The 23,454-nt window shown below is 69.8% G+C and carries 22 protein-coding genes and 1 pseudogene; 16 read left to right on the top strand and 7 right to left on the bottom strand.

The annotated features are described in order from the left end of the window. The first annotated feature begins 182 nt into the window (after nt 1-182). The 9 genes from ACFSBI_RS12720 (at nt 183) to ACFSBI_RS12680 (ending at nt 10,066) form a co-directional block, all read left to right on the top strand. Nucleotides 183-2,057 carry a hypothetical protein gene (locus ACFSBI_RS12720; protein WP_377935488.1) on the top strand — a complete coding sequence of 625 codons (1,875 nt, stop codon included), beginning with the start codon at nt 183-185 and terminating at the stop codon, nt 2,055-2,057. Between the two features lie 69 nt (nt 2,058-2,126). Beyond that, nucleotides 2,127-2,696 carry a helix-turn-helix domain-containing protein gene (locus tag ACFSBI_RS12715; protein WP_377935486.1) on the top strand — a complete coding sequence of 190 codons (570 nt, stop codon included), beginning with the start codon at nt 2,127-2,129 and terminating at the stop codon, nt 2,694-2,696. After that, nucleotides 2,693-3,286 carry a nucleotidyl transferase AbiEii/AbiGii toxin family protein gene (locus ACFSBI_RS12710; protein ID WP_377935485.1) on the top strand — a complete coding sequence of 198 codons (594 nt, stop codon included), beginning with the start codon at nt 2,693-2,695 and terminating at the stop codon, nt 3,284-3,286. The genes ACFSBI_RS12715 and ACFSBI_RS12710 overlap by 4 nt, the downstream gene beginning before the upstream one ends. A 575-nt stretch (nt 3,287-3,861) precedes the next feature. Beyond that, nucleotides 3,862-4,524 carry an AAA family ATPase gene (locus tag ACFSBI_RS12705; protein ID WP_377935483.1) on the top strand — a complete coding sequence of 221 codons (663 nt, stop codon included), beginning with the start codon at nt 3,862-3,864 and terminating at the stop codon, nt 4,522-4,524. Continuing rightward, nucleotides 4,524-4,991: a hypothetical protein gene (locus ACFSBI_RS12700; protein ID WP_377935481.1), complete on the top strand. Its 468-nt coding sequence runs from the start codon at nt 4,524-4,526 to the stop codon at nt 4,989-4,991. Before ACFSBI_RS12705 ends, ACFSBI_RS12700 begins: the two co-directional genes overlap by 1 nt. A 37-nt stretch (nt 4,992-5,028) precedes the next feature. Then, nucleotides 5,029-5,388 (top strand): hypothetical protein, encoded by a 360-nt coding sequence (locus ACFSBI_RS12695; protein ID WP_377935479.1) that lies wholly within the window; start codon nt 5,029-5,031, stop codon nt 5,386-5,388. A gap of 359 nt (nt 5,389-5,747) precedes the next feature. Then, nucleotides 5,748-6,662: an ArdC-like ssDNA-binding domain-containing protein gene (locus ACFSBI_RS12690; protein ID WP_377935477.1), complete on the top strand. Its 915-nt coding sequence runs from the start codon at nt 5,748-5,750 to the stop codon at nt 6,660-6,662. Between the two features lie 18 nt (nt 6,663-6,680). Then, complete coding sequence (locus tag ACFSBI_RS12685) at nt 6,681-6,902, top strand: hypothetical protein (RefSeq protein ID WP_377935475.1); 222 nt, start codon at nt 6,681-6,683, stop codon at nt 6,900-6,902. A 113-nt stretch (nt 6,903-7,015) separates the two neighbouring features. Next, nucleotides 7,016-10,066, top strand: a complete 3,051-nt coding sequence (locus ACFSBI_RS12680; protein ID WP_377935473.1) for an N-6 DNA methylase — start codon at nt 7,016-7,018, stop codon at nt 10,064-10,066. Nucleotides 10,067-10,097: 31 nt separating this feature from the next. On the opposite strand, the gene ACFSBI_RS12675 is transcribed toward ACFSBI_RS12680, so the two are convergent. The 4 genes from ACFSBI_RS12675 to ACFSBI_RS12660 all read right to left on the bottom strand — a co-directional run bounded on the left by ACFSBI_RS12675 (nt 10,098) and on the right by ACFSBI_RS12660 (nt 13,549). Next, nucleotides 10,098-10,601 (bottom strand): hypothetical protein, encoded by a 504-nt coding sequence (locus ACFSBI_RS12675; RefSeq protein WP_377935471.1) that lies wholly within the window; start codon nt 10,599-10,601, stop codon nt 10,098-10,100. Continuing rightward, nucleotides 10,598-11,596 carry a hypothetical protein gene (locus ACFSBI_RS12670; protein WP_377935469.1) on the bottom strand — a complete coding sequence of 333 codons (999 nt, stop codon included), beginning with the start codon at nt 11,594-11,596 and terminating at the stop codon, nt 10,598-10,600. The genes ACFSBI_RS12675 and ACFSBI_RS12670 overlap by 4 nt, the downstream gene beginning before the upstream one ends. Before the next feature lie 106 nt (nt 11,597-11,702). Then, on the bottom strand, nt 11,703-12,833 hold the full coding sequence (locus ACFSBI_RS12665) for a helix-turn-helix domain-containing protein (RefSeq protein ID WP_377935468.1): 1,131 nt from the start codon (nt 12,831-12,833) through the stop codon (nt 11,703-11,705). Continuing rightward, nucleotides 12,830-13,549 carry a hypothetical protein gene (locus ACFSBI_RS12660; RefSeq protein ID WP_377935466.1) on the bottom strand — a complete coding sequence of 240 codons (720 nt, stop codon included), beginning with the start codon at nt 13,547-13,549 and terminating at the stop codon, nt 12,830-12,832. Before ACFSBI_RS12660 ends, ACFSBI_RS12665 begins: the two co-directional genes overlap by 4 nt. Nucleotides 13,550-13,679: 130 nt before the next feature. Between ACFSBI_RS12660 and ACFSBI_RS12655 the strand changes: the two genes are divergently transcribed. The 5 genes and pseudogenes from ACFSBI_RS12655 (at nt 13,680) to ACFSBI_RS12635 (ending at nt 15,770) form a co-directional block, all read left to right on the top strand. Then, nucleotides 13,680-13,919 (top strand): DUF2188 domain-containing protein, encoded by a 240-nt coding sequence (locus ACFSBI_RS12655; protein ID WP_377935464.1) that lies wholly within the window; start codon nt 13,680-13,682, stop codon nt 13,917-13,919. A gap of 196 nt (nt 13,920-14,115) precedes the next feature. Further along, a complete protein-coding gene (locus tag ACFSBI_RS12650; protein WP_377935462.1) occupies nt 14,116-14,787 on the top strand; it encodes a PIN domain-containing protein in 672 nt (223 codons plus the stop codon). Between the two features lie 56 nt (nt 14,788-14,843). Further along, nucleotides 14,844-14,948: pseudogene (locus ACFSBI_RS12645) on the top strand (integrase core domain-containing protein); the annotation flags it as partial. Between the two features lie 19 nt (nt 14,949-14,967). Next, nucleotides 14,968-15,135 (top strand): sigma factor-like helix-turn-helix DNA-binding protein, encoded by a 168-nt coding sequence (locus ACFSBI_RS12640; RefSeq protein WP_377935461.1) that lies wholly within the window; start codon nt 14,968-14,970, stop codon nt 15,133-15,135. Next, on the top strand, nt 15,132-15,770 hold the full coding sequence (locus ACFSBI_RS12635) for an anti-sigma factor family protein (RefSeq protein WP_377935459.1): 639 nt from the start codon (nt 15,132-15,134) through the stop codon (nt 15,768-15,770). The genes ACFSBI_RS12640 and ACFSBI_RS12635 overlap by 4 nt, the downstream gene beginning before the upstream one ends. Before the next feature lie 199 nt (nt 15,771-15,969). Here the strand turns inward: ACFSBI_RS12635 and cydC are convergent, their stop codons facing one another. From cydC to ACFSBI_RS12620, 3 genes are read right to left on the bottom strand one after another with little or no spacing between them, the layout of a single operon-like run. Next, on the bottom strand, nt 15,970-19,329 hold the full coding sequence (gene cydC, locus ACFSBI_RS12630; RefSeq protein WP_377935457.1) for a thiol reductant ABC exporter subunit CydC: 3,360 nt from the start codon (nt 19,327-19,329) through the stop codon (nt 15,970-15,972). Beyond that, nucleotides 19,326-20,360: a cytochrome d ubiquinol oxidase subunit II gene (gene cydB / locus ACFSBI_RS12625; protein WP_377935455.1), complete on the bottom strand. Its 1,035-nt coding sequence runs from the start codon at nt 20,358-20,360 to the stop codon at nt 19,326-19,328. The genes cydC and cydB overlap by 4 nt, the downstream gene beginning before the upstream one ends. 18 nt (nt 20,361-20,378) lie before the next feature. Then, nucleotides 20,379-21,944, bottom strand: coding sequence for a cytochrome ubiquinol oxidase subunit I (locus ACFSBI_RS12620; RefSeq protein WP_377935556.1), 1,566 nt, complete (start codon nt 21,942-21,944; stop codon nt 20,379-20,381). Nucleotides 21,945-22,024: 80 nt separating this feature from the next. On the opposite strand from ACFSBI_RS12620, the gene ACFSBI_RS12615 reads away from it, so the two are divergent. Further along, a complete protein-coding gene (locus ACFSBI_RS12615) occupies nt 22,025-22,384 on the top strand; it encodes a BlaI/MecI/CopY family transcriptional regulator (protein ID WP_377935554.1) in 360 nt (119 codons plus the stop codon). 8 nt (nt 22,385-22,392) lie between these two features. Further along, on the top strand, nt 22,393-23,337 hold the full coding sequence (locus ACFSBI_RS12610) for a M56 family metallopeptidase (RefSeq protein ID WP_377935453.1): 945 nt from the start codon (nt 22,393-22,395) through the stop codon (nt 23,335-23,337). Nucleotides 23,338-23,454 lie beyond the last annotated feature (117 nt).

Below are 23,454 nucleotides of genomic sequence, written 5' to 3'. Positions count from 1 at the left end.
GGGCGGGCTTCTTCGAAGACTTTCGATCCGGGCTCAAGGTTTCGCAGGCCCACCCGGATCGCTGTGAAGAGGAACCGGTTGGCGCCGGGGCTTCTTCGTTCTCCCGTACAGGAGGAGGTGAGCCGATCGTAACGCACGACTCCACGCGTGCACCATCATCCCCACTAACCCGATATGTCGGCGTGTCGCCGACTACCGGTGTCGAGGATGCATGGGCACTGACGCGTGCCATCAGCCCCCGCGATCGCGTCCGCGTCGCCGCCACCACCTCATCCGGCGAGGTCCTGAATCAGTACAGCCGCACCTGGCTGCTGGACCAGATCCAGCCGCCGGCTGCGCCGTGGGCGGTGCCACTGGCCTCCCTGGACGGGTTCCGACTACTCGCTTTCGACTTCGACGCCAAGGGTGACGAAGCGGGCGCCGCACGCGACGCGGCCGCGCTATCAAGCCTGCTCGTCGACGCGGGCATCGCGCACCTGATTTGCCGCTCGGGGCCGAGCGGGGGCCGGCACGTCTGGGCCGCCGCCTCCCAGGCGCTCGACGTCGAGCTAGTGGGCACGGTGGCACGACTAGCTGCGGCAGTCCTGCCCACACTGGACATCGCTCCGTTACGGAATAGCGCCACGGGCTGCGTGCGTCCGCCCGGTGCTCCGCACCGCGACGGCGGCCGCTCCGAAATCCTCGAGGGGGACCTCGGATGCCTGCTGCAGCCGACCACCGACAGCGAGGCGCTCGTGCGCGTCGCGCGAGCCCTGGCAGCGCAGATCACCGGCGCCGCGATCGAGGATGACTCGCCCGTAAGCGCGACTGTCCGCGTCGACGAGCGCGGGCACCCCTACCTCCCCGGCGTCAGGCGACCGCTACCGGCTGCCAGCCTCGCCGCGCTTGAGGCAGCCGCGGCAGATCTGGACGCCTCGACCGTGCTGAACACCGTCCTGCTCGGAGCGGCCGCCAGCCACTGGCACATGGCCGACGTGGCCGAGCTCGCCGGCACCGCTCCCGGACTCGAACACCTCCGCAGCAAGCGCGGCACCCGCGGCCGCACCCCGCGCCGTCCGCGCGAGCAGGCCGAAACACTCGCCAGACAGTGGCGCTACGCCGTCAAGTTCGTCGCTGAGAACCCCCGCCGTGCCGGCCTCGACGCCACCTTCGACACCCGTGCCGGCGACCTCGCCGACACCGTCCGCACCCTGCAGGAACGCGCCGACGCCGCCCCCGGCCGGTGGAACTCCGGCGGCGGACCAGCCGACCGCCGGGTGCTGGACACCCTGCACCTCTTCGCCCTCACCGCCGTCAACACGATCGTGGAAGCCGACATTCGACGCCTCGCCCTGGCCTGCGGCATCGGCCGTGAGACCGCCCGCACCGCGCTCCATCGCCTCACTGCCGACGGCTGGATCCGACGGGCCGAAGCCGCCGCCGGCGTGCACGGCGCGCGCTGGCACGTCGACCCGCACCGCGTTCTCCCCAGCGGCGCAGGACAAGGTCGGTCACAAGCGGCCACGCGCCCCGAAGGGGCCGGGGCCGCTGAGCGCACCGCCCTCACCCAGCAGCTCCAGCACCGCCTCACCCTCGCGACTCACGACGTCTTCTCCGGACACCACGCACTCCCCCACGCAGCTGGCAATCTCTACGCTCGCCTCGCAGCCTCACCTTCACCTTCAACCACCACTGCAGATGAGGGCTTGCTGCACCGGCTTGCCACCTTCAACCTCGTCCACCTCGCCACAACCGGATGGCGTCCGGCCGACTTCGCACGCCGTGATTTCGTCGCGACTGAGTTGCAGGTCGACGGCAGGCTCGAGCGCCGCCGACGCCGGTACCAAGTCGAACGCGCAGTCTGGAGCTGGTGGCAGGCAGAACACGCTTGGATGTGCGGACCCCGCACCCGACGCGACGCTCGAGCTCGAGCGGACCAGGCCCCGCTCTGGCAGCCTGCCGGCATCACTCGTTACCCCAAGCACCCCCGCAGGTCCGACGGTCGCGCCGACTACACCGCCGCCAGAGCTGCCGTCCATGACGGAGCACTCACCGCGTCCGTGTTCCTGGCCGCCTAGCGGCAAATGCCACTGGCGCATCCCGGCGGCAGAACTTACCGTTTACGGTAAGTAGGAGGAGGTCTCGAGATGACAGTCGTTGGAGCGCTTCGCCGCACCCGCGCCCGCTCACGGCGCACGCTCGCAGCAGTTGCCGCTCGAGCCGGCATCACCGAATCGAACCTGTCTGTCATCGAGCACGATCGCCGCTCCCCCACCTCGGCCACCATCGACCGACTCACCGCCGCCCTCGGCATCACCCTGATCCCCGCCGCAACCGGAGGCCGCAACACCGTCGCGGAAGCCGGCGAGCACATCACCACCGCCTTGACCGCCGGTGACCCCGAGCGCGCCTACCGCGCCGTGCTGCAGCTCGCCGACGATCTCGGCACCGCCGGCCCCTACCTCCGCCTTCTCCTCGCCGCCGAAGCCCCCGCCACCATCGGACCCGGATGGGACGCGCTGATCGCTGCGGTGACGGATTGGCGACTACAGCAGGTCGGCTTGCCCTCACCGGACTGGGTACTCGACACCGTCGACGACACCCCCGCCCCCTGGGCGCCGCCAGGCGCGATCCTCCCCGCCCGCCCAGACCACGTACCCGAACCCTTCCGACGACGCGGGATCCTGATCGAGGAAGGCGAACTCGCCAGCGCATGACGCCCGACCGGCCACAAACCCTCACCCGAGCCGACCTCATTACCGGCCTGCGCGAACTCCTCGCCGAACTCCGCACCGCTGGTACTGGCGCCCGCATCCGCATCGTCGGCGGCGCCGCAATCGCCCTCACCCTCCAGGCCGAACGTCCGGCGACGGTCGACATCGACGGGCCGCTCGAACCGGCCGCACCCGTCCTCGATGCAGCGCGTCGCGTCGCCGGCCGCCACGGCTGGCGGACGGACTGGATCAACGACGCCGCGGCCGCCTTCATCCCTACCGGTTACGGCGACCGCACCGCCGAATGGACCACCGTGTACGACGACCACCAGGTTCTAGTCCAGATCGCCTCACCCGAGACCCTGCTCGCGATGAAACTGCACGCAGCACAACGACGCGGCAACCGCGACGCCCGCGACCTCGCCGTGCTCCTCCCTCACTGTGGAATCGCCACCACCGACGACGCCGAGCAGCTCTACGAGGACTACTACCCCGGAGACGCCCTCACCCCACGCACCCTGCAGCTCGTCGACCAGATCCTCGCCGCCGCCCCGACAACACCATCCACTCCCCCACCGCCGGACCTCAGCTGAGCACGAACTCCTGAGGCCGATCGGATGATTCGCTCCTCCCCCAGCCCGTTACCTCACCGACCCCGCCGCCTGGGGTATCCCCTCTGCCGCGTTGAACGCATCGCAACCGAGGTCAAGGTCGAGGTCGAGGCCGACGAGACGGATTGAAACGCGTCGAGGGTCCCTGCGCACTCAGGGACCCTCGGCGCCCGGCGTCGCCCGCCGCCCGCGCGTTGGCGGCGAGGGGACATCCCCCGCGCTCCCCGCAGCTTCGCCCCGGTGAGGAACTGCTTACAGGCAGAGTCTGTAAGTCCGGAAGTGGCCCCGATGTCTTTGGCCCTCGAGGCCTCGGAACTCGCGTAGTCGCGAACTACCGACCTACCGGAGTCCCCGGCTCCGTAACTCTGCAAACCCCGTAGTTCGAGAGTCTGTAACTCGCTAACTCTTGGAGAGTGGAACTCTCGCACTTGCGAATCTCGCAACTTCGGATGTTCGGCGCGCCGCGCGCGGGCTCGTCTGCGGCAGGCGTAACTTCCAGACCGACAGCCTCCGGCACTCCCGAAGTCTGTAATTCCCCACACTCCCAAGGAGCAGCCGTGCCGCGTCTCATTCCCGTCGCCGGCCAGAAGGGCGGGGTCGGCAAGACCACCACCGCGATGTCTCTGGCAGCTGTAACTGCCCGGTCATCCCGAGTGCTACTCGTTGACGTCGACCCGCAGCAGTCAGCCACCTGGTGGGCAGAACGAGCCGACGAAGACCTCCCCTTCGACTTCACCAACGAGACCGACCCCGGGAACCTCACACGGCTGCGAGAGCTGCCCTACGACGTCATCTTCATTGACACGCCCGGCTCGCTCGAGGGCCGAGACGTCCTCGCAGCCGTTCTCGACGCAGCTGACTTCGCCATCTTGCCCACCGAGCCTTCCCCGCTGTCTATCGCCCCGCTCATGCGAACCATCAGCGACGTCGTACGCCCACGCGGGGTCGAATACCGAGTCCTGCTGAACAAGGTCGATCCCCGCGTCCCACAAGACGCCACCGACGCCGAAGCCCTCCTCGACGGATCGGGCGTCGACCGCTTCCAGACCGTCGTGCGCAACTACAAAATCCACGCCATGTCACCCCTCGAGGGCAAGGTCGTCACCCAGTACTCCGACTCTCGGATCGCGGCCAAAGCGGTTGACGACTACCAGCGCGTCGCACTCGAGATGTTCGCGATCTGGGCGCACCGTTCGCCTGTAACCGTTGGAGCGCGCTGATGGCCCGCCGCGTCAGCCTCAACTCGCTGCTCGACGATGCCAAGACCACCCTGGACTCACCCTCTGAGACCACTGATAGGGCTCCGTCTCAGGCAGCCGCCCAATTGCCCGAGCCAAACCCTCAGACGCGACCAGCACCTGAGGCTGCAAAGCCCGTGACATCCCGCAGCACCGATAAGGCCGCTGGACGGCCGTCTCCGCAGCGCGCATCGACGAAGTCCAAGGCGGACGTGGTGCCCGAGCGAGTGCACTTCTCAACGCTGGTCCGCAAGGAGGCCAGGCTTCGCGATGACCAGATCGAGTCGCTTACGTTGCGTGCTCGGAAGCTGAGCCGGAACAAGGCCACTTCCGAGCAACGCATCACCGACAACACCCTCATCCGCATCGCCGTCGATCTCCTCCTCTCCCGCGAGGGCGACCTCGTCGGCACCTCCGAAGCTGAGCTACGCAAGTCCGTCGGGCTGTAACTCGCAAACTCTGTAAGTTCTAACCGGAGGAAGGCTTATGGCCGTCAACGAGCCGCAGCGTCAGGTGCAGATCGCCGTCGAGCTCGAGGAGACCGCCCGTTCCCTCGCGCATTCCACGCGCGAAGTCCCGAACCCGGCGGACTCGTACCGGCTCCTCGCCGAGCTCGGGCGAGCCACGGACCATCTGCAGCAGACGGTCCGGCAGCTGAGCGCCTGGCACCGTCGTGTCGTTGACGGGCAGGAGTACCGCGGTGAGGACGAAAACGGTGACGGTGTCACCGGCACTCTCGAAGCCGCCGAGCAGCTCGAGGCCGCCGCGGACGCGCTCGACCACGCCAGCGACGCCATCCGTGCCGCGCATGCCGCCAACGGTGTCGTGCGCTGGGTGGGGGAGTAGCCCAACCCGCAACGGCCGGCCGCTGCGCGCCCGCAGCCTCGACTGATCGGACGCCCGCTCCGCGGCCGCTGCGTTCGAACCCGCACGGGGTGCGGTTGTTCCTGCCGTGAAGCCTGCGGCAGCGTACGGTCGCCCGGCCGGGCCGCAAGCAGCTGACGCTGCCGGCTTCCCCCGAGAACTTCGGGACGCGGTCGCTGCGCTCCCTCTCATCGCCCCGAACTTCTCTCCTCCGCCGCCCTGACGGGTTGACAGCCCGTCCGGGCTCCCTCCTCGGCACTGCGTGCCTTCACGGCAGAAACAACGTGAAGGGGAGAGGCCGAGCAGGTCTCTGCAGACGGTGAGGCAGGGAGGGACCGGCGATGGTCCGCAAGACAGCAGGCAGGGTCAGTGTCAAGGAGCGGCAGGCGGCCGCGGCGGCGTTGCACGAGTCGATCGCGGTGCAGGTGGAGGCGTTGAAGGCGTCGGGGGAGTGGGAGCGGTTCCTCGCCTTCGCCGGCGCGTTCCACACCTACAGCCTGTCCAACGTGCTGCTGATCCTGTCGCAGCGCCCGACCGCGACGAAGGTCGCCGGGTTCCGGAAGTGGCAGGAGCTCGGCCGGCAGGTGCGGCGCGGGGAGAAGAGCATCCGGATCTTCGGCTACCGCACCATCAAGGCCGACCTGGACGACGGCGAGACCGCAGGGACACCGGCTGTGGATGCCGAGGGGAAGGCGGGGGAGCGGGGTGCGGCTCGGGTGGTGTACCCGATGCTGTCCGTGTTCGACATCGCCCAGACCGACCTCATCGACCCGAACAGCGGCGACCCCTCCGCCCTTGCGGCACGGCTCGAGGGCGACGACCCGGCCGGGATCGCTGACGCTGTCGCCGGGTGGCTGGAGGCGTGCGGGTGGACGCTGGAGCGGGAGGCGCTGCCCGGGCCGGTGAACGGGTACACCGCTACCGATGGCAGCCGTCGCGTCGTGATCGACGCGGATCTGTCGCCGGCGCAGGCGGCGAAGACGGCGCTGCACGAGGCCGCGCACGTGCTCCTGCACACCGACGAGGAGCCGGGAGAGTACGCCGCGCACCGCGGGATCAAGGAGACCGAGGCGGAATCCGTCGCCTACGTCCTCGCCGGCCTGCTCGGCCTCGACACCGCCGCGTACTCGATCGGGTACGTCGCCGGCTGGGCCGACGGCGACACCGACCTCATCCGTGGCACCGCCGCCCGGGTGCTGTCCGCCGTGCACACCCTCGCCGACAGCCTCACCGCCGCGGCGCCCGCGGCCGTCTGAGCAGGAAGGAGCTTCGCCATGAGCAACCAGCCCACCGCTACCTTTCAGACGCCGGCGTGCTTCGTCTGCGGTCGCGTCAGCCTCATCGAGCTCCCGGCCGCGACCGCCGCGGCGCTGTCCGCCGGCGTTGCGGTTCAGCACCTGCTGCCGGCCATGCCGCGTCCGGAGCGGGAGCAGCTGATCTCGGGAACGCACCCCGCCTGCTGGGCCGCGGCGTTCGGCGAGCCGGACGAGACGTAGGACCTGGAGTCCCTGCCGGTCGGCCGAGTGGTCGGCCGGCGAGGGGGGCAGGCCCCCTCGCGCTCCCCCGCCCGAATGCGGAGGACGGCACGCGGGTCGGTAGCGTCAGAGGGGTGTCGACGGTGATCGTGGATCTGGCAGAGGTCGCAGCACGACTCTCGGCACGGTCCGGGACTCGGGCCGAGGCGAACGTGCAGTCCGACCTGCGGATGCTGCTGCTGTCTGCGGGCCTGAACCTGCGCGAGGGGGACCTCGAGGATGTCGTGCTCGAGGCCCCGGTCGGGAAGCGGCGCCGCATCGACGTCGAGGTCGGCGCGACGGTGTTCGAGGTGAAGAAGGACCTCCGGACCGGCAACGTCCGCGACGACGCCGTCGAGCAGCTCGCCGGCTACGTCCGTGACCGGGTCGCGCAGACCGGAGCCCGGTACGTCGGCGTCCTCACCGACGGGGTCGAGTGGCACCTCTACCACCTTGACGGGACGGCGTTGCGGCTGGTGTCCAGCTACCAGCTCGACGGGCCTGCGGACCTGGACGGGCTGCTGCTCTGGCTCGACGGGGTCCTGGCCACCGCCGATCACGTCATCCCTACCCCGGCTGAGGTGACGCGGAGGCTGGGTGCGAAGTCGCCGGCGTTCGCGTTGGATATCGCCGACCTCGCCGCGCTGTACGAGCGCAACGCGGACCACCCCGGGGTGGTGATGAAGCGGTCGCTGTGGGCGAAGCTGCTCACCACCGCGCTCGGAACCGCGTTCGTCGACGAGGACCGCCTCTTCATCGAGCACACCCTGCTGGTCGTCACCGCCGAGGTCATCGGCCACGCCGTGGTCGGCTTCGACGTCGCCGACGCCAGCATCGGCGCCACCACTCTGGTCCGCGGGCAGCTGTTCTCCAGCGCCCAGATCCGCGGCGTCGTCGAGGAGGACTTCTTCGACTGGGTCGTCGAAGTCGACGACGGTGCCGCGTTCGTCAACACCCTCGCCCGGCGCCTCGCCCGCTTCGCGTGGGGCGAGGTCGAGCACGACGTGATGAAGGTGCTCTACGAGTCGATCATCGCCGCCAGCACCCGCAAGTCCCTCGGCGAGTACTACACCCCCGACTGGCTCGCCGAAGCGATCGTCGACGACGCCGTCACCGACCCGCTGACCCAGCGGGTCCTCGACCCGTCCTGCGGGTCCGGCACCTTCGTCTTCCACGCCGTCCGCCGCTACCTCACCGCCGCCGACACTGCCGGGCTCGACCTCGCCACCGCGCTGCGCGGCGTCACCGCGCACGTCTACGGCGTCGACGTGCACCCCGTCGCCGTCACCCTCGCCCGCGTCACCTACCTCCTCGCGATCGGCCGCGACCGGCTCATCTCCGACGACCGCCCCGCGATCACGATCCCGGTCTACCTCGGCGACACCGTCCAGTGGGGCCAGAACCCGACCCTGCTCGACTCCGACGCCCTCGTGGTCCCCACCACCTCCGGCGCCACCCTGTTCAGCGACGAGCTGCGCTTTCCCGACCGGGTCGTCGAAGACGCGGCCCTCTTCGACGGTCTCGTCAGCGAACTCGCCGATGCCGCCGCCCGCCCTGGCCGCCCCGATGCGAAGCACGTCCTCGCTACCGCGTTCCGCCGGTACCCGGTCCGCCCCGAGGACCAGGCGATGGTCGCCGAGACCTACACGGTGCTCTGCCGCCTGCATGACGACCAGCAGAACCACATCTGGTCCTACTACCTCCGCAACCTCGCCAGACCCCTCTGGCTCGCCCGCCCCGCGAACCACGTCGACGTCCTCGTCGGCAACCCGCCCTGGCTCTCCTACCGATACATGCCGGCCGCGATGAAGACCGACTTCCGCGACATGAGCACCGCCCGCGGGTTCTGGGCCGGCGCCGCCGTCGCCACGAATCAAGACCTCTCCGCGCTGTTCGTCGCCCGCGCCGTCGAGCTCTACCTCAAACGCGGCGGCACCTTCGCCTTCGTCATGCCGCTGGCGGTCCTCAGCCGCAACCAGTACGCCGGCTTCCGCACCGGCAACTGGACCGGCTACCGCGCCACCGCCACCAGCGGCGGCCACGGCGCCGACACCCACGCCGCCTTCACCACCCCCTGGGACGTCCACGCCGTCAAACCCAGCTTCTTCCCCGTCCCCGCCGCCGTCCTCCGCGGCACCCGCGCCGACACCCCAACCGCGCTGCCCGGTGCCGCGGAGCACTGGACCGGCCGAGTCAAAGGTCGAAACCCGAGCCTGGAAGCCGTCGCCGACTCGCTCACCCGCCGTGAGCTCGAGCCCCGCGAGACCGGCGGCACCGTATCTCCGTATGCGCCTCGCTTCGCCCAGGGCGCCACCCTGGTGCCGCGGTACATGGTCCTGCTCGAAGACGCCGCTGCCGGCCCGCTCGGTGCCGGCGCCAACCGGCGTTCAGTGCGCAGCCGGCGCAGCAACAACGAGAAGCCACCGTGGAAGACCCAAACCGACCTGTCGGGCAATATCGAGCGGCAGTTCATCCACCCCGTCTACGTGGGAGACAGCGTCCTTCCGTTCCGCACGCGTCCCGCTATTCCGGGTCTCATCCCCTGGGACGGCACCACGCTGAGTGCGACGGTCAGCAGTGCGCTCGATCAGTACCCCGGCCTCGCCGCCTGGTGGCGCGAGGCGGAAGCGCGATGGAACGCCGATCGCACGAGCAGCTTGAGCCTGCTCGACCGTCTTGACTACCAGGGAGGGCTGCGCAAGCAACTTCCCGGGCTCGAGCATCGGGTGGTCTATGGCGCGAGCGGCATGTACATCGCTGCCGCATACGTGCAGGACCCTCAAGCGGTCATCGAGCACCAGCTGTATTGGGCGGCAGTGTCGGGGCCGGACGAGGCGCACTATCTCCTCGCTGTGCTGAACAGCGACGCCCTCCTCCAGCTCGTCCAGCCCCTGCAGGCCCGCGGCGAGCACAACCCTCGCCACTTCGACAAGTACGTCTGGCGAATGCCGATCCCTCTCTTTGACCCGAGTGAGGATCTGCACAGGGAGCTCGCAGCCCTCGCAGTGCGTGCCGCGTCCGTCGCGGCCGACGTCGAGCTGACCGCACAGACCTTCCAGGTGCTACGCCGAAACATCCGCCGTGCACTCGTGGACGACGGCGTCGCTGCTGACCTCGACAAGGCCGTCACGGACCTGCTCACCTGACGAGCCATCGACTGACGACGCGTGCGGTGCGTCAGCGGGTGAGTTCGATGTAGGCGCGACGGGTGCGTCGGATGCACATGAGTACCACGGCGAGGAGATGGGAGGCGAGGAGCACGAGGCCGGCGGTGACCAGCGGGGAGGTAGGGATCACGGTGCCGGACTTGTCGTGCCCCTGCGTCGCACCGACGGCGAGAGCGGTGAAGGTGAGGGCGAAGGAGACCAGGACTGCCCAGAGCACGTTGACGAACAGCTCGTCGATCAGACGGGGGAGCAGCACTCGGCGGGGCTGATCCGGCGCCTGCGGATCGTGTGCGATCTGCACCCGGAGTTGGAAGACGTACAGGCCGAGCCCGAATAGGAAGCCCGAGAGGATCGAGGCGCCGTTGGTGACTGCTGATGCGTCGTTGATCCGCACGTGCCCGACTAGTGCTGCGCCGGCGATCACGACGGGCGCGACGACCTGCAGGGCGATCTCGCGCCACAGGAATCGGCCGTTGGTCGCGTTCCGGAGTGTGGACCAGTGGCCGAAAGTCACGCCGTGCTGTCGTCCTGCGGCCGGTGCGGGGCGAGGGTCCTCGACCGCTGCTCGTCCGTCCACGTCCCGACCGCCCACTCCTCGCGCCACTCCACACCGAGCGTCTCGTAGAAATCTCGCGCCTCGCTCTGACACCGCCGGATGAACGGCGTGTCGGTCAGCGGCCGTTCGCCCTCGCTCGTGATCTCGACACGGATCGAGGGCGACTTATCGTGGTCGAGCGCGAACGTCTTCTTCTGGCCGTCACGGCGAACGGTCACGAACGTGTCGTCGATTGTCTCCCCGTTCGGGAACGCGAGCAGTTGCGACGTCTTCACCTGGTGGGTGCGCAGTGCCTTATACAACGCGCTGGGCAGCACACCTCCGGCGCCTCGGGACGGGACCAGCGACTGCCGCAGCATGCCGATCGGTGCGCCCTTCGCCATGAGCCCGTCCGCGAGATCCGGCGCGTAGCTGTAGGCAACCGCCTCCACTTCCAGCAGCTCGGCGCCCTGCGCCCACGCGTCCGGATAGAGCACGTTGTCGGTGTCGAAGGAGTGCTGCGCGTACTTCGCGGTGAGGGCGCGCCGGAACTCGTCGATGAGATCGTGGCCAGCGCCGACGAGACCCTGACGCTCGACGAGGAACAGGCCCGTCTGCTGCTTCGGAGGGAGCACGAACATCAACCGTGTGCGCACCGTCGCCGACTCAGTGAGGCTTCGCGTGTGCGAGGTCTTGTGGGTCTTCACGTCGATGGTCTGGCCGGCATCGCCGTAGTACCCGGACTCCGCGACCACGGTCACGGCCCGGCCGTTCGCGAGGACGTCGTCGATCCGGATATAGCGGCTCCGGCGTTCATCGACGAGATGATCCGGTGGCATGCGCGCGAAGAACCCGTAGAAGAGCTGCAGCAAGTCCTCGCCTTCGAAGTTACTCAGGTCAGGCGCGAGCCGGTGCTTCCGGTTCCGGCCCGGCCGGACCTGGATCTGCTCGAGCCCGAGTGTGCGACGCGGCATTGCGGTGTCCCTTCATTCGGCCGTGAAGCGGGTCTTGCCCCTGAAGCCGCGACGCTCTCCCTACGTTCAGGACGTACGTGAGTCAGGGTGGGCGCAGTTTGAGGCGTTAGAGCTGCAGGCGGGGGCGGCGTTCGGTGCCAGCGGTGATGACCTGCCGGACCGCGGCAGTGGGCAGGTGGCAGGACTTGGCGATGTCGTCGAGGTCCCACCCGGCGCCCTCGATCAGCGCGGCTGCACGACCGAGCATCGCTGGTTCCTCCCGCGGGCCCAGCCCACCGCGTTCGCCCGGCCCTTCGCTGGCGAGGGTCTGCATCGCCCGCCGGTACTGAGCATCGCTCCACCGGCCGCTTCGATGCGCACGGAACGCGAGGGACTTCACGCTGACACCCCAGTGCCGCTTCAGTTCCAGCAGCGGCCCCCACTCGAACCGGGTCGGCAGGTGTGGGACGAGCTCGGCGTCGGGGGCAAGGAACTGTGCGGCGAACGCATGCGCGTCGTCCTCCATCAACTTCGAACCGGGTTCAGCGTCCGGGTGCATCACCAGGTGGCCGAGCTCGTGCGCGGCGTCGAAGCGGGACCGCGCCTTGTCGTGCTTGCTGTCGGACAGCAGTGCGACGGGGCGGGCCGAATGCCGGCTGGAGAAGGCGTCGAGCCCACGGGCGGTGTCGTACTCCTCGGGCAACTCGAGCACGACTATGCCGGCTGCCTCCATCGTGCGAACGACGTGCCCGATTGGACCGGCGCCGAGCCCGAGTTCGCGTCGTGCCTCTGCCGCCGCCGCAGCGATGTCGTCCGGGTTCTGCGGCTCCTCCACCGGGTGGGTGGGGACGCGGATGGCGGGTAGTTCGACGTACTGTTCGATCGCTTCCACGACCGCCGCGGCGAGTTCGGCGAACGCGAGGGCCTGGTCGCGAACGAGTGCCGAGGTGCTGCGCAGGGACCGGAAGTACGCAGCGCTCGTGGGGATGCGCTCGATCGTGGCGCCGCGGAGGAAGAACTCCCGTGGGAACTGCAGCGCCAGCGCGATTGCGGCGAGCACCGGGGAGGTGGGGCGGGCATCGCCGCGCTCGAACTGGGTGATGGCAGCGGCGCTGACCTCGGCCTGCTCGGCAAGTCGGGTGCGGGGCATCCCGCGCAGGCGTCGGCCGAGCGCGAGGCGGGCGCCGTCGAAGTCGGACACCACGCCGGCGGCGCGGCGCGCGCGGGCACGTTGACGAGGGTCGACCGGGATGCTCACGCCGTGCCGGTCGCGGGGCGCTGCCGAAGCGTGAGGGTCAGCTCCGGCTCGGTGTCGGGGCGTGGCTGCGGCGCGGCCGGCACGGCCCGGTCGGTGTCGTCGCCCGAGTCGAGCCATAACGGCTCCACGGCCAGGAAGTTGGGGGCCGCGGTGGTGGGAGTAGCCAGCCACCCTGCCGTGCGCGGCGGAGAGCCGGGGATCCCCGCCCAGACGAACAGATGATCGTGCAGGTCGCGGGCGTCGCGGACGAGGCCGACCTCTTCGGCGCTCAGCAGCGGCTCGAGGTCCGGGAAGCCGGCCACCGCCGGGTAGATGCGTGCGTTGGTCTCGGCCATCTCGAAACGCAACGGGCGGCGAGGTGTCCACCGGAAGTCGCGCAGCCACTGCGGGTCCAGGCCCGACCCAGCCGGCGCCTTGATCACTCGGAACCGGTGACCGCCGACTTCGATCAGCAGCGCCCCCTGCGTCAGGGTCGCCTTGACTCCCTCGATCCGAGTAGCGGGTTCGGTCAGCGCGGCATGCAGCAGCTGGGTGAGGTTCTCCGAGCAGTTCATGCCCAGCAGTCGGGCCGTGTCGCCCAGTGCCGGCTCCCGGCGGTCCAGGTTCGAGCGCCACACGTGCCGCGCCAAATCCCGCAGCAGCCGGTCAAGCCCCGCGGCCGACACCACGTCGCGGAGCTGCTGCAGCACGACCGACACGTCGGCGTCGTTCTCCATGAGCCGATCGTGCCATAAGCAGCACGCCGCTCGCATCGACCCGCTGAAAAGCAGGCTTGCGCAGAACTGTCTTGGAAGTTAAACAGGGTGGGTGGCAGTGGTCGGCTGCCAGAAGGGGAGGGCTACTGCCGTGGCGGGAGCGAACAGCAGGCACATCGAGCCGGGCAAGAACGGCGGGTGGGACGTGGTGAAGCCAGGTGCGACGCGGGTTAGCGCGCACACGGACACGCAGGCCGAGGCTCAGGCCCGAGCCCGCGCGATCCTCGGCAACGACGGCGGCGGCGAGATGGTGACGCACGGCCGCGACGGCAAGATCCGCGCCAAGGACACGATCCAGCCCGGTAACGACCCGCGCAACATCCCCGGCTGACACGATCGGGCGAGGACAGACCGGCTCTGCGCGAGACGACCCGCGCCCTGGACGGGGACCTCCGCGCCCTGGACGGGGGTGTCAAGCCGTTTGACTCCCGCAGCGCAGAGTCCGATACTTGCTTCGTTGCTCCCCGCCGTCTCCGGATTGGCGGGGATTTTTCTTGCAAGGAACGTTGATGCTCCGTACGTCGCTCGTGATCGACTACCAGAACGTTCATCTCACGGCGCGTGACGTGTTCAACCCGCGCGGTGAGGCTCACGACTCGCTCATCCACCCCATGCTGTTCGCGCGGCGAGCTCTCGCTGAGCGCAACGCCCGCCAACGAGCGGGCCACGAGCACGCATCCCTAGCTCGCGTGACCGTGTTTCGAGGACTGCCCCACGTCGACCATGACTGGGAACAGCACCGTCGTTGCCTCGACCAAGCAACGGAATGGAGGCGCGCCGGCGCCAACGTCGAGCTGCGCGACCTCAAGTACCGCTTCCAGACCGGCGCAGACGGCCATCCCGTGCTCGACATCAACGGGAAAAAGATCCCGGTCGGTAGGCCGAAGGAGAAGGGCATCGACGTCCTCTGCGCTCTCGCCTGCGTCCGCGAAGCGGCCAGGCCGGACATCGACCTCGTCATCCTCGCGTCTCGTGACACCGACCTCGTACCCGCGCTCGATGAGGTCTACGACTTCCGCGGGTTGGATCCCGCCCGCTACGCGCGCATCGAGACGGTCTCCTGGTTCAACTCCCGAGCTCGCGAAGAGCGAGCCGCGTCCGGCGGCAACCTCCGACCAACCGCGCCGCGCCGGATCTGGAACACCAACCTCGACCGGTCCTGCTACGACGCCTCACTCGATCGGACGCAGTACCGCTGAACGCTGGCCCCGACTCCACTTGCCGAGCGCAGAGGCTTACGTCTCCGAAGGAGGCTCGCCGAGACGCCCTTGCACCATGGCTCGAGCACTACAACACTCGACGACGCCACTCAGCCCTCGGAGGTCACCCACCCGTCAGCCGCCTGACACCAACGTCCTGACCGGGTACAGCTAGAGCGGTTGTCGGACGACCACCGCACCGTCGTTCGACTGCTCTTTTACGACGGGTGGAGCGTCGCGGAGACCGCAGTCCTGCTGGGCATCCCGGCCGGGACGGTGAAGTCCCGCAGCTATTACGCGTTGAAAGCCCTCAGGGGCGTGCTCAACGAACTGGGAGTGACTCGATGACCCTGGACGATCCGCACCACGACCTCGGCGCGTATGTGCTCGGCGGCCTGGCCAGCACCGACCGTGCTGCCTATGAGGTCCACCTGGCCGGTTGCGGCCGGTGCCGCACCGATTTGGCGGCCGTCGCCGGCATCCCAGCGCTGCTGCGCACTGCGGACCTTGAGCCGAGTCGCGCACCGAATCCGGCGGCCAGAGCCCGGCTGCTGAAGGCAGGGCGCTCCGTTGGTCGGAAACGGTGGCAGCGCCGTGCGGGTGTCGCCGCCGTGAGCACCATCGCGTTGGCTGCAGCCGTGACCGGAGCGGTCGTGCTCGGCAGCGGTACGGCCGCTCCTCGGACGGCGTTCACCGCCACGGGCGCCTCGGCCGTCACCGGCGACGCAGTACTCGTGACGAAACCCTGGGGCACCGCGATCAACCTCGAGCTCGACGACCTTCCGACCGCCGGGACCTTCGTCCTTCAGATCGACAGCAGCGCAGGCCGCTCCGAGACCGCTGCGACGTGGTCCGCGGCAGCACGACCGCAAGTGCGAATTACCGGCGCGACGTCTGTGAGTGTCACTGACATCCGGCAGATTCGTGTCGTCCGCACCGACACCGCAGCAACGACGATCGCGACAGCTCCCGGCCTCCGATAAGCCACACTCGCGACGCCGAGGAAGACCCACGACCTACTCGGGTGCCGGTAGCGCCTTCTCGGGACGAGATAGTCCTCCGCCACTCGTCGAAGCCGCGTGCGCGTACGAGGCTCCACAGTCCGCGCGTCATCGTCTCCTGCCCTGGGCGCCGGGCAGGGGCCTGAGCGAAGCACTGTTGATGTTCTGCAGCTCCTGCTCGCTACTGCAAAGGATGCCCGCGGGCGCGGTCGAGGTCATCCCGCAGGGCGAGTCTTGGCCCTGCTGACCGCAACGCACGTTCGAAGGTTCCGGGCAGGCGAAGTCGCGCTGTCCCGTGTGGGAGAAGCGAGAAGTCGTGGGTGACGGTAATGAGGATCTGCTCGTGAAGGGCGGCAGTGAGGTCGTGCACGAGGGCCTCGGCGCCGAGCCGATCGAGATGAGCGGTGGGTTCGTCGAGCAGGATCGTGTCCGCGCCGGTGAGGATCGTGCGAGCGACGGCTAGGCGTTGACGTTGGCCGCCCGAGAGCCAGGACCCTCCGGGACCGACGGGGGTGTCGAGGCCGGCGGGAAGGGTGTCGAGTAGGTCGGCGAGTCCGGCGCGCTCGAGCACGCCGATGAGGGCGGTCTCCTCGACGTGCTCGCCGGGCGGGATGCCGAGCAGCAGATTGCCGCGGATGGTGGAGTCGAAGAGGTGCGCCTCCTGCGGGCACCAGGCGACTCGGCGCCGGATAGCGTGGGGAGCGATGCGCCGTTCGTCGATGCCGTTGAGCAGCACCGCCCCCGCCGAGGGGTCCAGGTAGCGCAGCAGGAGGGCGAGCAGCGTCGATTTGCCGCTGCCGGACGGACCGGTGACGACCAGGTGCTCGCCGCGACGGACCGAAGCTGAAACGTCCTGCAGGACCGGCTCGCCGCCCGGGTAGGTGGCTGAAAGGCGTTCCAGCCGCACCTCCTCCACGGGATCCAGCTGACCCACCGGACCGCTATCGGGTGCCCATGCAGGCACGGCGGAGGCCGCATCAACGCGTGCCAGTGTGCGAGCGAGGAGGGGCCAACTCGACGCGGCTGAGGCGAGTTGTTGCAGCGGACCCGTCAGCCCGAGCGGCAGCAGGGCGAGCACTGCGACCCCGGCCGGGGGAACCGTGCCGGCGGCGACAGCAGAGAGTAGAAGACCGATCGCCGCCGTGCCGGTGATCAGGACAGCGATCGCATTTAGGACGCCGCCGAGGCGTCGAAGACGCGCCGAGGCGCTGTCGGCAGCAGCAGCGCTGCTCAGAGCGGTCGCGACGGCCCGACGAGCGGCCCCGTTGGCTGCCAGGTCGTCGGCGGCCGCCAGCAGCCCGGCGGTGGCGGCGACCGCTGCCGACCGGGCTGTCGCGGCTGTCCGCTCGATCGTCCCCGCCCTGATGAAGCCCCAGACGGCGAGCAGCCCACCAGCGACGAGCAGCAGCGCGCCGACGAAGCCGGCTGCAGGGAGCAGGGCCGTCACAGCGACCACTCCTCCGAGAAGCGCGGCGGCGGCGGTCAGGGCGGGCACCGCAGTGCGAATCACACCGTCACGGGCACGGTCTGGGTCGAGGACCAGTATCTGAATCGCAACGGTCGGCGCGGTGGCGGCGCGGCCGATCGGACCTTGGCGCGCGGTGGCGAGCCACAGCCGGTTGCGGAGCCGGCTGACAGCCAGCAGCGCGGCGTCGTGGGCGGTCAGCCGTTCGGCGTAGCGCAGTACGGCGCGGCCGATGCCCAGCCCACGCACCCCGACGATCGCGATTGAAAGAGCGGTGATGCCCGGCTCCTCCGCAGCGCGCACGATCAGCCACGCCGAGACGCCGAGCAGTGCGACCGAGGATGCGGTCGCCGCTGCCCCGAGCAGCGTCGCCGCGGCGAATTGTCCAGCGGCCGACCGAACGATCACCAGCAGTGCCCGCCAAGCGGACCCGGTGGCGACGGGCACGGCTCGATGTTCCCGCGCTGTGGCCGCCGCGCCCTTGGGCCCGTGTTCCGGCTTCTCGCCCGTGCAGTGCGTCGCAGCGAGGTCGACGCTCCTGTCCGCGAGAGCGCCGGTCAGAGGGTCGTGGCTGACGAGGATCACAGCGCAGCCTCGGGTCCGTGCGAGGTCGACCAGCAGCGTTCTGACCTGCTCGGCCGAGGCGGGGTCGAGGTGCGCGGTGGGCTCGTCGAGCAGGACGGTGCGGGCGCCGGCTTGGACGCGGACGAGGACCCGTGCGAGTGCGAGCCGGCGGACCTCACCCGGGCTGCAGCTAGCGGGATCGGCGTCGGCGAGAGCGGCGAGCCCGAGTGTGGAGAGCACCTGCATGGCGGTGGTGGGGTCCGCGCCGAAGCCTTCGAGCTCGCCGCGCAGGGTGGTCGCCGACCAGCGGGGATGCTGGGGCAGATAGGCGACATCGTCGGCTTCGACCTCGATCTGCCCCAGAACCGACGCCTGCGGGTCGAGCGCGGCACCTCGGCCGGCGAGCACGTCGATCACGCTCGACTTGCCCGAGCCGCTCGGCCCTGCCAGCAGCACGATGGAGCCGGGCGCGACGTCGAGATTCAGCTCGCGGACCGCAGCGACGGCACGGCCGGCGTGGGTGACCGAGAGGCGAGTGGTGCGGACCCGTGCCCGCTTCCCGTGGCGCAGGTCCGGGCGGGGACTGGTGTCGATCAGGTGCTGGGCTCGACGCTGGGACTCGAGCCCGGCTTCGGACTGGTGGAAGGCGGCTCCGACGTCGCGGAGCGGACCGAAGACCTCCGGCGCCAGTAGCAGCACCGCCAGCCCGACCGCCAGCGTCAGGTCGCCGCTGAGGAGCCGGAGGCCGATCACCACGGCGATCACCGCGACGGACAAGGTGGCGACGAGTTCGAGGGCGAGGGCGGACAGGAATGCGGTGCGCAGCACGGCGCTGGTCTTTCGGCGCTGGTCCTCGGCGATGTGGTCCAAGGCGGCGGTCTGCTGCTCCAGACGGCTCAGTCCGACCAGGACGGGGAGTCCTCGAGCGAGTTCGAGGAGGTGGTCGGCGAGCCGGTCCAGGGCGTCCATGGCGGTGGCGACCCGGTCGCGGGTGTGCAGTCCGATCAGCGCGGCGAAGATGGGAACCAGCGGTACGGTGCAGACGAGGATCAGCGCGGACAGCGGATCCGAGGCCAGAATGACCAGCCCGACCAGCGGCGGGACGGTGACGGAGGCGAGCAGGGCGGGCAGGTACTCGGCCGCGTAGTCGTCGAGGTCGTCCAGCCCGTCGGTGGCCAGCATGGAACGGGAGCCCAGCCGTGTGGCGGGACGGCGTACGAGCGCGGGCAGCAGCTCGGCGCGCAGCCGCTGCTTGGCGGCGGCGGCGGCCCTCGCCGCGATCGCCGGGGTGGCCCAGGCCGCGAGGACACGCAGGAGCACGCCCACCCCGGTCATCACGAGGGCGCCCCTCGATGGGGAGCCGTCGGCGGTGACGCCGGCGATTGCCGACGCGATCCCCTCGGCTACCAGGACCAGGCCCGCGGCCCGGACGCTTCCGGCGGCGCCCAGCAGGTACCGCTCCAGCGGCCGGAGCGTGCGCAGCGCGGCCAGGGGCGACGGTTGAGCACTCATCTGCGCCGTACAGCGGCGGCGAAGACGTGTGCTTCGGGAATCGAATCGGCGCTGAGGCGGCGGCGGAACACCCAGTAGCTCCACGCCTGATAGCCGATGACAAGCGGAACTCCGAACGCCGCGACGGCGGTCAGCACGCCGAGCGCGTACGGCGAGGCGGCGGCATTCCACACGGTCAGGTTCGCGGCGGGATCCACGGAAGAGGGCAGGACCACGGGGAAGGCGCTGCCGAACACCGTCACCGTCGAGGCGACGAGCAGCAGCGCGGTGCCGAGGAAGGCTGCCGCCTCGCGTCGTCGCCCTGCAGCCCACCAGGTGCCGACGCCGGCGAGCAGCGCCACGCCGAGCGTCAGCCAGGTCCAGCCCCGTCCATGAGCGAGTTGCACGGTCGCCGCCCACACGAGCATGGGTACGAGCAGGCCGGGCGCAATCCGGGCCGAGAAGGAGCCGGCGCGGTGCCGGACCGCGCCATCGGTCTTCAGGGCGAGGAAGTTCGACGCGTGAGCGAGCGCGAAGCCGACCGCGGCGAGGCCGCCGAGTAGGGCCGCCGGTGTCGCCCAGGCGAAGGCGCCGCCGACCCGTTCGCCCGCTGCGTCGATCGGCAGACCGAGCGTGGTCAGGGCGAGCATGGCGCCGATGCCGAAGGCGACGATGAAGGAGGCCAGCGACATCGCAGTGTCCCAGCCGCGGCGCCAACGGTCGGTGCGCCCCTTGCCCGCCCACTCGATCGCCACCGCGCGGACGATCAGGCCAAAGAGCACGACGAGCACCAGCAGGTACGTGGACGACAGCAGCGTGCTGTACCAGGACGGGAAGGCGGCGAAGGTGCCGCCGATGGCGGTGATCAGCCACACCTCGTTGCCGTCCCAGACCGGACCGATGGTGTTGAGCATCGCGCGGCGCTCCTTACCGGACCGGGCGGTGAGCAGCATGTGCATGCCCACGCCGAGGTCGAAGCCCTCCAGCAGCAGGTACCCCGTCCATAGCAGCGCGATGACCCCGAACCAGATGACGGGCAGTGCGGTCTCCACGAGAAGGCTCCTAGCCCGTCAGTAGGCGAACGCGAGCACGTCGTCGCGTCGCGGTTGGTCGCTGTCGTCGTCATGGTCGAACTCGGGCAGGGCCGCGGCGACCCCGCCACGGACGTATCGCACCAGCAGGACGACCTCCACGATCAACAGAACCGCGTAGATCGCGCCCAGCGCGACCAGGGAGGTGATTAGTTCAGCGGCGCTGACGCCGGGGGACACCGCTGCTGCGGTGAACATGAAGACCCCGTCGATGCCGCCGGGCGTCGGGTTGGGCGCGACGACGAAGGGCTGCCTGCCCATCTCGGTGAAGACCCAGCCGGCGACATTCGCTGCGAATGGGGCCAGGATGCCCGCTACCGCCAGTTGCATGACCGGCTTCGCGGCCGGCACCGTGCCCTTTCGGGTCAGCCAGAGGGCCACCGCGGCCGCGAACGCTGCAACCCCGCCGAAGCCGATCATGAGACGGAAGCCCCAGTAGGTGACCGGCATGATCGGCACGTAGTCCACCGGGGTACCTGCTGCGGCGCCGTAGATCGGTGAGTCCGGGACCGTGGTGCCGTAGTCGCGCTGGTACTGGGGGAGCAGTTCGTCGACGCCGCGGACCGGGGTGGTGAAGTCGCCGTTGGCGAGGAAGGACAGGACCCCCGGCACCTCCAGGGAGTAGGTGATCCCGGAGCAGTCCGTGGCGCCCGGGTCGCCGATGGTGAGCACGGAGAAGCTCGTGCCGCTATGGCAGGCAGCCTCGGCTGCCGCCATCTTCATCGGCTGCTGGACGAACATCAGCTTGCCCTGCGCGTCCCCGGTGATCGCCACCGCCCCGAACCCGAGCACCGCGATCACTGCGCCGATCCGCAGTGAGGTGATCCAGACCGCGTGGTCGGCGCGATCCCGGCCGCGAATCGTCGGATCCTCCCCGACGACCACCCGACCGTCCAGCCCCACGGAGTCGATCCCGTCCCGGCGTCGCTGCCACAGGTGGTACCAGGCGATGCCCAGCAGGAAGGCGCCGCCGACGGCGAGGGATCCCGCCATGGTGTGCGCGAATGCGGTCAGGGCCGTGTTGTTGGTCAGTACCGCGACGACATCGGTCATCACGGGCCGCCCGTCGACCAGCTGCACGCCGACCGGGTGCTGCATCCACGAGTTGGCGACGATGATGAAGTACGCCGACAGCACCGATCCGGCGACCGCCATCGCGAGGGTCGCCAGGTGCACGCGCTTGGGCAGCCGGCCCCAGCCGAAGATCCACAGGCCGAGGAACGTCGACTCGACGAAGAAGGCGAGCAGCCCCTCCATCGCCAGGGGAGCGCCGAACACGTCCCCGACGAAGCGGCTGTAGGCGCTCCAGGCCATCCCGAACTGGAACTCCTGCACGATCCCGGTCGCCACGCCCAGGATGAAGTTGATCAGGTAGAGCTTTCCCCAGAACTTCACGGCGCGGTACCAGCGGACATCGCCGGTTCGCACCCACCGCCACTGCAGCAGCACGAGGATCGGCCCGAGGCCGATTGTCAGCGGCACCAGCATGAAGTGGTACACGGTGGTGATGCCGAACTGCCACCGTGCGATCAGAAGTGGATCCATCACCGCGCTTCCCGTGCCAAGATTTCTACCGCTCGTAGAATACCTCTTTTCTACGGCGCGTAGAAGAGGGGGTGGTGGGCGTGGCGTCGCTGGGTGATCTTGAGCGTGAGGTCCTCGAGCAGCTGTGGAGCGCACCCGGGCCGCTGGAGGCCAAGGAGTTGCGCGACCGACTCGGCGCACAGCACGAGCGTCCTGCGCTCGCGCTCACGACCGTTTTGACGGTGCTGACCAGGCTGGAGCGGAAGCAGTTCGTGCGCCGTGACCGTTCCAGGCGCCCGCACCGCTTTTTTGCGGCTCGATCGAGAGATGAGCACGTCGCCGACCTGATGCACGAGGCCCTCGGCTCCGCACCGGACCGACAAGCCGCCCTCGCCCGCTTTGTCGGGCAGGCCGGGCCGGACGAGACGGCGCAGCTGCGTCGCCTCCTCGGCACGGACTGACCAGCGGCGTGCTGCTCGCCTCGGCACTGCTCGGGCTGCTCGCGGTCGCGCTTGCCTGGCCCGTGCCGTTGGCGCTGGCCCGGGCGCGATGGGTCGATGTTGCTCCGGTCGAGGCGCTCGTGCTGTGGCAGGCGATTGCTCTGGCGGGCGTGCTGTCTCTGATCGGCGCCCTGCTCACCGCAGGGCTCGCTCCCTACGGAGACCATCTTTTGCAGGCGGCATCTGTGCTGGTGCAGTCGGTCGTCGTCGGGGCACTGCCGAGCGGGGCGAGTCTGCTGTCATTGGTCGGCGTGAGCGCGGCGCTGCTGCTCGGCGCGCACTTGCTGCTCAATCTGCTCGTCACCGGCGTGCAGGTGCAGCAGCAGCGGCAGCGGCACCTCGACCTGCTGCTGCTGCTGTCGACCCCGTTGCCGGACGTGCCGCGCACTCGTCTGCTCGACACGCCCGCCCCGGTGGCGTACTGCCTGCCCGGCAGCGCGCAGCGGGTAACCGTCTTGTCGGCGGGGCTGCTCGAGCTGCTCGCACCCGAGGAAGTGGACGCAGTCGTCCTGCACGAGCGGGCACATCTGCGCCAGCACCACGACGTCGTGCTCGTGGCGTTTCGCGCGTGGCGCGTCGCTCTGCCGTGGTTCCCCGTCGCGAACCGTGCGCAGGACGCCGTGGGGCTGCTCATCGAGATGGTCGCGGACGATCGGGCGCGAACCACCGCCGCGACGACGACGCTGGCGCACGCCATCGGCGTCGTCGCCGCGGGCACGCGAGGGGATACCGCTCCGCGTCCACCTGCGCTGCCGGCAGCCGACCCGGTCTCGCTGCAGCGGCGGATCTCTCGGCTCGAGCAGCCGGGCCGGACGCTCTCCCCGCTATTTCGGTACGGCGTCGGGGCTGGAGCGGTCGGCCTTGTGGTCGTGCCGACGGTGCTGCTTCTGCTCCCGGCGTTGCTTGGCGAATGAGCGTCACTTCGCCATAACCCGATGATGGGTTACTACGCGGAGCAACCGCGCCAGACGCCCCTTCACGGTCCCGCCGGCGCGTCGGCCAGCCCGCCCCGTTCGTCGCCGCCATGATTC

The sequence above is a fragment of the Amnibacterium endophyticum genome, assembly GCF_042680685.1.
Classification (GTDB): Bacteria; Actinomycetota; Actinomycetes; order Actinomycetales; family Microbacteriaceae; genus Amnibacterium; species Amnibacterium endophyticum.
This window is presented reverse-complemented; position numbering and strand designations above follow the sequence as displayed.

Bases quoted from the DNA above. Each gene is read 5' to 3' on its own strand.
- ACFSBI_RS12620 (WP_377935556.1), bottom strand. From the start codon at position 21,944: ATGGATCCACTTCTGATCGCACGGTGGCAGTTCGGCATCACCACCGTG.
- ACFSBI_RS12715 (WP_377935486.1), top strand. From the start codon at position 2,127: ATGACAGTCGTTGGAGCGCTTCGCCGCACCCGCGCCCGCTCACGGCGC.
- cydC (WP_377935457.1), bottom strand. From the start codon at position 19,329: ATGAGTGCTCAACCGTCGCCCCTGGCCGCGCTGCGCACGCTCCGGCCG.
- ACFSBI_RS12695 (WP_377935479.1), top strand. From the start codon at position 5,029: ATGGCCGTCAACGAGCCGCAGCGTCAGGTGCAGATCGCCGTCGAGCTC.
- ACFSBI_RS12670 (WP_377935469.1), bottom strand. From the start codon at position 11,596: ATGCCGCGTCGCACACTCGGGCTCGAGCAGATCCAGGTCCGGCCGGGC.
- ACFSBI_RS12690 (WP_377935477.1), top strand. From the start codon at position 5,748: ATGGTCCGCAAGACAGCAGGCAGGGTCAGTGTCAAGGAGCGGCAGGCG.
- ACFSBI_RS12660 (WP_377935466.1), bottom strand. From the start codon at position 13,549: ATGGAGAACGACGCCGACGTGTCGGTCGTGCTGCAGCAGCTCCGCGAC.
- ACFSBI_RS12700 (WP_377935481.1), top strand. From the start codon at position 4,524: ATGGCCCGCCGCGTCAGCCTCAACTCGCTGCTCGACGATGCCAAGACC.
- ACFSBI_RS12635 (WP_377935459.1), top strand. From the start codon at position 15,132: ATGACCCTGGACGATCCGCACCACGACCTCGGCGCGTATGTGCTCGGC.
- ACFSBI_RS12710 (WP_377935485.1), top strand. From the start codon at position 2,693: ATGACGCCCGACCGGCCACAAACCCTCACCCGAGCCGACCTCATTACC.
- ACFSBI_RS12685 (WP_377935475.1), top strand. From the start codon at position 6,681: ATGAGCAACCAGCCCACCGCTACCTTTCAGACGCCGGCGTGCTTCGTC.